The sequence below is a fragment of the uncultured Enterovirga sp. genome (assembly GCF_964242715.1).
In the GTDB taxonomy this organism is placed as follows: Bacteria; Pseudomonadota; Alphaproteobacteria; order Rhizobiales; family Beijerinckiaceae; genus Enterovirga.
The window spans coordinates 24474-30738 of the sequence record NZ_CAXTAZ010000058.1 but is presented as its reverse complement, the minus strand read 5'-3'; the positions used below and the strand labels follow the sequence as shown (position 1 = coordinate 30738).

Annotated in this window: 6 protein-coding genes; 5 read left to right on the top strand and 1 reads right to left on the bottom strand. The window is 68.7% G+C overall.

The window, feature by feature from the left end; genetic code table 11:
* Positions 1-1091, bottom strand: a 1091-nt coding sequence (locus tag ACFE87_RS21360; RefSeq protein WP_375461684.1) for a GTP cyclohydrolase II, incomplete at its 3' end; no start/stop codon positions are given.
* Between the two features lie 194 nt (positions 1092-1285).
* Between ACFE87_RS21360 and ACFE87_RS21355 the strand changes: the two genes are divergently transcribed.
* The 5 genes from ACFE87_RS21355 to ACFE87_RS21335 all read left to right on the top strand — a co-directional run bounded on the left by ACFE87_RS21355 (position 1286) and on the right by ACFE87_RS21335 (position 6263).
* Positions 1286-1552, top strand: coding sequence for a hypothetical protein (locus ACFE87_RS21355; RefSeq protein ID WP_375461683.1), 267 nt, complete (start codon positions 1286-1288; stop codon positions 1550-1552).
* Positions 1553-1773: 221 nt separating this feature from the next.
* Positions 1774-3264 carry a YdiU family protein gene (locus ACFE87_RS21350; RefSeq protein WP_375461682.1) on the top strand — a complete coding sequence of 497 codons (1491 nt, stop codon included), beginning with the start codon at positions 1774-1776 and terminating at the stop codon, positions 3262-3264.
* Positions 3265-3822, top strand: coding sequence for a regulatory protein RecX (locus tag ACFE87_RS21345; RefSeq protein WP_375461681.1), 558 nt, complete (start codon positions 3265-3267; stop codon positions 3820-3822). It abuts the gene before it with no gap.
* Between the two features lie 55 nt (positions 3823-3877).
* Positions 3878-5128, top strand: coding sequence for an Hsp70 family protein (locus ACFE87_RS21340; protein WP_375461680.1), 1251 nt, complete (start codon positions 3878-3880; stop codon positions 5126-5128).
* Positions 5129-5216: 88 nt separating this feature from the next.
* Complete coding sequence (locus ACFE87_RS21335) at positions 5217-6263, top strand: 4-hydroxythreonine-4-phosphate dehydrogenase PdxA (protein ID WP_375461679.1); 1047 nt, start codon at positions 5217-5219, stop codon at positions 6261-6263.
* Positions 6264-6265 lie beyond the last annotated feature (2 nt).

The following is a 6265-nucleotide window of genomic DNA, read 5'->3' as shown; positions in this document are numbered from 1 at the left end:
ACGATGGCGTCGTATTTCATGTTCGACATCGACATCAGCCGGTCGATGCGGCGGATGCCGAGCCAGTGCAGCACGTCGGGCATGAGCTGCTGGAAGCGGGCATCCTGGACGCCGGCGACGCATTCGGTGCGCTCGAAATAGGTCGAGGCCTGGTCGCCGCCCTCCTGGCGCTTGCGGGCATTGTAGACGAGGAACTTCGTCACCTCGCCGAGCGCCCGTCCCTCCTTGCGGTTATAGACCACGACCCCGGCCCCGCCGGTCTGGGCCTCCTTCACGCATTCCTCGATGCCGTGCACGAGATAGGGCCGGCAGGTGCAGATGTCGGAGCCGAAGACGTCCGAGCCGTTGCACTCGTCGTGGACCCGGCACGCGACGCGACGCGCCGGATCGGACAGGGCCTCGACCTCGCCCACGATATACGCGGTCGCGCCCCCGATCGGCGGCAGGAACACGCTGACGTCGTGGCGGGTCACGAGCTCCGGGTACATCCCGCCTGTCTGCTCGAACAGCGTACGGCGAAGGTCGCGCTCGGTGGCACTGAACCGGCGCGCGATCCCGGGCAGCCACCAGACCGGATCGATCGCGATCTTGGTGACCGACACGTCCCCGTTCGCGTGCAGGATGCCGCCGTCCGGCGCGATCCGATGGGCAGCCATGGCGGCCAGGATTTCCGGGAGGTTCAGCCGCGCCTTGGTGATCGCGATCGTGGGGCGGATGTCGGTTCCGGTCTCGATCTCCCGGGCGAAAAGCTCGCCCACCATGTGGCCAAAGGGATCGAGCGACACGATCCGATCCGGATCGGACCATTGCGGATGCGGGCCGACCGCCACCACCGGATGGGTGTTGTGGAGATCGGGCCGGGCGAGCGGGTTCAGCGCCCGCGCCGAGATCGCGAGCGCGCGATAGACCGAGTAGGACCCGCCATGCGAGCCGATGACGTTGCGATCGGCCGGGTTGGTGACCGAGCCGATGAGCGGCCCCCGCTCCCGCGGGTCGGCGACCCCCCATTGCACCGGGTGACGGCCGATGGCGGCGCCCGGCTCGGGATGCGAGGTCAGGCGAATATGTTGGGTGCGGTTCGGCGTCGTCATGGGCCTGTCCGAGAAGCGGCTCGTGTCGAGCCTGAAAGGATCCGAGCGCCCCGCCCTCGGAAGCTGGGCTGTCAATGCAGGCGCGTCAACACAGGCGCTGCGTCCCCGTCGATTTACCATTCTGACCTTTACGCTTGAGCCTGTCACGGCTTAGCTTAAACACGGGTGGGCGGTTTCGATCCAAGGAGACAGATGTGCTGAGACGGATCATTCTGGTTCTGGCGCTCGTGGTCGGCGCTCTCGCATTCGCGCAGAGCCCGGGCCAGGCAGCCCCTCTCGGGGCCACTGCTCAGGCGGCGATCGCATCGCCCCTGAAGGCCGAGAAGGCCTATTATGTCTACCGGACCTACTATTCTCGGCCGCGCTACCGGTACCGCAGGTATTATCGTCCGAGGTACAACTACTATCGCCCGCGCTACCGGTATTACCGGCCGCGCTATCGGTATTACCGCTTCTACTGAGCCGCGTTCGCGCGAGCCGTTCGAATCGCCGCCTTCGGGCGGCGATTTTCGTTTCGGCTTCCGAGCGCACCCGCTCAGCGGACGGGCCGTCGCGAAGCCTCGTCGGAAGCAGGGCCCAACGTTGCAGTGGCCGAGCCCTCGGTTCCGGACGGACGCTCTCCGATCCTATCGACGGTTCGGGCGTTGGCCTGCAACCGCCCTTGTCTCAGCCGGACATCACCTTGTCTCAGCCACTCGCGACCTCCCGAATTCCCTTCACGAACAGCTATGTCGGCTTGCCGGACCGCTTCTTTGCGCGCGTGTCGCCGACCCCGGTCCGGGGACCGAGGCTCGTCCGGCTGAACCACGAACTCGCGCTCGATCTCGGGCTCGATCCGGACTGGCTGTCGTCGCCGCAAGGGGTGGACGTCCTTGCGGGCAAGCACGTGCCGGAGGGCGCCGAGCCGATCGCAGCTGCCTATGCAGGGCACCAGTTCGGCAATTTCGTGCCGCAGCTCGGAGATGGCCGGGCCATCCTGCTCGGGGAGGTGCTGGACCGGGACGGGCGGCGTCGGGACATTCAGCTCAAGGGCTCCGGCCCGACCCCGTTCTCGAGGCGGGGCGACGGGCGGGCGGCTTTGGGCCCGGTGCTGCGGGAATACATCGTCAGCGAAGCCATGGCCGCGCTCGGCATCCCGACGACGCGGGCGCTTGCGGCGGTCATGACCGGCGAACCCGTCATGCGTGAGACCATGCTGCCGGGCGCGGTCTTCGCCCGGGTGGCGTCGAGCCACGTCCGGGTGGGCACCTTCCAGTTCTTCGCCGTCCGGCGCGACGTCGAGGGTCTTCGGGCGCTCGCGGATTACGTCATCGCCCGGCATTACCCCGCGGCCGGCGAGACCGAGCGGCCCTACCGCTCTCTCCTCGACAGCGTCATCGCCGCCCAGGCCGTACTCGTCGCCCGCTGGCTCCTCGTCGGCTTTATCCACGGCGTGATGAATACCGACAACATGTCGATCGCCGGCGAAACGATCGATTACGGGCCTTGCGCCTTCATGGATGCCTACGATCCCGGGACCGTGTTCAGCTCGATCGACGAGCAGGGCCGCTACGCATACGCCAACCAGCCCCGCATCGCGCTCTGGAACCTGACCCGCCTCGCCGAGACCCTCATTCCGCTCCTCTCCAACGACGAGAATGATGCCGTGGCCGATGCGGAAGAAGCGCTCAACGCCTTCGCACCCCGTTTCGAGGCCGCCTACCATGCCGGTCTGCGCCGGAAGCTCGGTCTCACGGGCGCGTACGAGCAGGACCTGCTCCTCGCAAACGACCTCCTGAAGACGATGGCCGAGAACCGGGCCGATTTTACCCTGACCTTCCGCAACCTCGCCGCGGCGGCGGCGGGCGAGGGCGACGTGCCGGTGCGCGCGCTCTTCATCGATCCGACCGCCTTCGACGCCTGGGCGGACCGCTGGCGGCAGCGCCTGGCCGAGCAGCCGGACGGGGCTGCGGGCGCGGCCGACCGGATCCGGGCCGTCAATCCGGTCTTCATCCCCCGCAACCATCGCATCGAGGCCGTGATCCGCGCTGCGACCGATCGCGACGATTTCGGGCCGTTCGAGGAACTCCTCTCCGTTCTCGCCCGGCCTTTCGAGGACCAGCCGGCGATGGCGCGCTACACTGAGGCGCCCGAGCCGGACGAGCGGGTCCTTGCCACCTTCTGCGGCACCTGAATGCGGAGCGACGCGAGCGGGAAGACGGGTCCTCGACCCGTCAACCCCGCCTATCTCGAACGCGCCGCCCTGCATTATCTCGAGCGCTACGCGTCCACCGCGGAGAATCTCCGGCGCGTTCTTGCCCGAAAGGCCAAGAAGCGGCTGGGCGAGCTGGGATCCTTGGATGACGGGATCCTGGCAGACATTGCCGAGGTCGTGGCCCGCATCGTCCGGTCGGGTCTCGTCGACGACCGTAGCTTCGCCGAGATGAAGGCCGGCGCGCTGATGGGGCGCGGTACCTCGACCCGCGCCATTCGCATGCGGCTGAAGGTCAAGGGCGTGCCGGACGAAGCCGCGGCCGCGGCTCTGGCCGCGCACGAGCCCGACGACCTCGCCCTGGCGCGGCGATACGCAGAGCGAAAGCGCCTTGGACCCTTCCGCCCTCGCCCGGACCCCGCTCGGCGGGACCGCGACCTCGCGGCGCTCTGCAGGGCGGGCTTTCCCTATCGGATCGCGGCCGCGGTGCTGGACGAGGCGGCCGCTTCGGAGGATGACCCACCCCAGCTCACGGCTTGAGCCGGCCGGCCGCACTTGGTAGAGGCCGCGCCCTCCCCCGAACCCTTGTGAGCTCATGGCGGCCTGCGGCCTCGATTTCGGCACGTCCAACACGACGCTCGGCACGCTGGCGGGGGGTTCGCCTCACCTCGCCCGGCTCGAGGGCGACGACGTCACCATCCCGAGCGCGATCTTCTTCGCCCCGGACGGGACCGCGACGATCGGGCGGGCCGGGATTGGAGCCTATGTAGAGGGTCAGCCCGGACGCCTGATGCGGAGCCTGAAGTCGGTGCTGGGCAAGCCGCTCGTCTCCGAGACGACCCAGGTCGGGCGCCATCGCATCACCTTCCGGGACGTGATCGCGCGCTATCTCGGCGCCGTGAAGGCACGGGCCGAAGCCGCGGCGGGGCGCGAACTCGAGAGCGTCGTGCACGGACGGCCGGTGCATTTCGTGGATGGCGACCCCGAGGGCGACAGGCGAGCCGAAGAGGTCCTTCGGGAGATCGCGACCGAGATCGGGTTCCGCCACGTCTCGTTCGAATACGAGCCGATCGCGGCCGCGCTCGACTACGAACGCTCGCTCCGCCGCGAGGAGATCGCGCTCATCGCCGATATCGGCGGCGGCACCTCCGACTTCTCGATCGTGCGCCTGGGGCCGGGCCGAACCCGGACGGCAGAGCGTGCAACCGACATCCTGGCCAATGACGGCATCCGGATCGGCGGCACCGATTTCGACTACCGGCTGAGCCTGAAGCAGGTCATGCCGGAACTCGGCTTCGGCACCCCGATGAGGCGGCCGAGCCTCGACGTCCCGTCCTCCTATTTCCACGACCTCGCCACCTGGTCGAGCATCAACCGGCTCTATGCGCCGAAGATCCGGCGAGAGGTGCAGGCTCTCAAACGCGAGGCAGCCCGGCCCGACCTGATCGAGCGGCTTCTCGCCGTGCTCTCGGCGGAACGCGGACACACGCTCGCCATGGAGGTGGAGCGGACGAAGATCGAGCTGTCCGATTCCGAGAACGCTGCCATCCCGCTCGACTGGCTCGAAGCCGGATTGTCGGTCGAGGTCCATCGGCCCGACCTCGTCGAAGCGACGGCCGGCCTGGCGGAGAGGCTGCGGACCCGGATCGTCGACTGTCTGCGCCAGGCGGCGCTCCCGCCGGATGGCATCGATGCCGTGTTCCTCACCGGCGGATCGACACGGCTGCCTCATGTCCGGGAGGCCGTCACCCGGACGATGCCGTCTGCGCGGATCGTGGAGGGCGACACCTTCGGATCCGTCGGAACAGGCCTGACGATCGAGGCCGGACGGCGCTATGGTGCTTGAATTCGGCGCCGGTTAGGCCGTCGACCGGGACGGGAGGGGCTGACCAACCTCGGCCACCCTCCGCACAGATAATGGGAGGAGGACCGACATGCTGGGCAACCAGAGACCGACCATCGCGCTTGCGATCGGCGACCCGGCCGGGATCGGACCGGAACTCGCAGCCCGGATGGTGGCCGATCCCGAGATCCGTGAGGCCGGCTCCCTCGTCGTGGTGGGCGATGCCCGCGTGCTCTCCCGGGGAGCGGTCGAAGCCGGCCTCGCACTCGACATCGACATCCGGGGTCCGAACGAGCCGCTTTCGCCCGGCGGTCGTCCGGTTCTCCGCGACCTGGGACATCTCGACCCGGAGAGCATCCGTCTCGGAACGTCCAGCGAAGCGGGCGGGCGTTCCGCGCTCGACAACTTTCGCACCTGCCTCGAGATGGGGAAGGCCGGCCTCGCCGACGCCGTCTGCTTCACGCCCTTCAACAAGCCGGCCATGAAGCTCGCCCATCCGCCCTATGACGACGAGATCAGCTACACGGCGGGCATTCTGGGCACGACGGGACCGGCGAGCGAGTTCAACGTGCTCGAGGGCCTGTGGAACGCCCGCGTCACGTCGCATGTCCCGCTCTCGGCGGTGGCCGGCCTGATCACGGAGGCGCGCGTGCTGCGCGGCATCAGGCTCACCCACGCCTCGCTCCGGGATGCCGGATTCGCGGAGCCCCGGATCGCGGTCGCGGGCCTCAATCCGCATGCCGGGGACAGCGGCAATTTCGGCCACGAGGATGACGAGATCATTCGGCCGGCCGTCGAGACGGCCCAGCGCGACGGGATCGCGGCCGAGGGGCCGTTTCCGCCGGACACCGTTTTCCTGCGGGCCAACAAGGGGGAATTCGACGCGGTGGTGACGATGTATCACGACCAGGGCCAGATCGCGATGAAGCTGATCGGCTTCGACCGGGGCGTCACGCTGCTCGGCGGCTTTCCCTTCCCGATCTGCACCCCGGCGCACGGCTCCGCCTACGACATCGCCGGGCGCGGGGTCGCCCATCCGGGCGCGACCCGGGCGGCGATCCTGCTGGCGGCGCGAATGGCCCTTCGGCAGGCGGAGCGGACGCGCCATTCGGAGACCCGACCGGCGGAGCTGGTCTGACC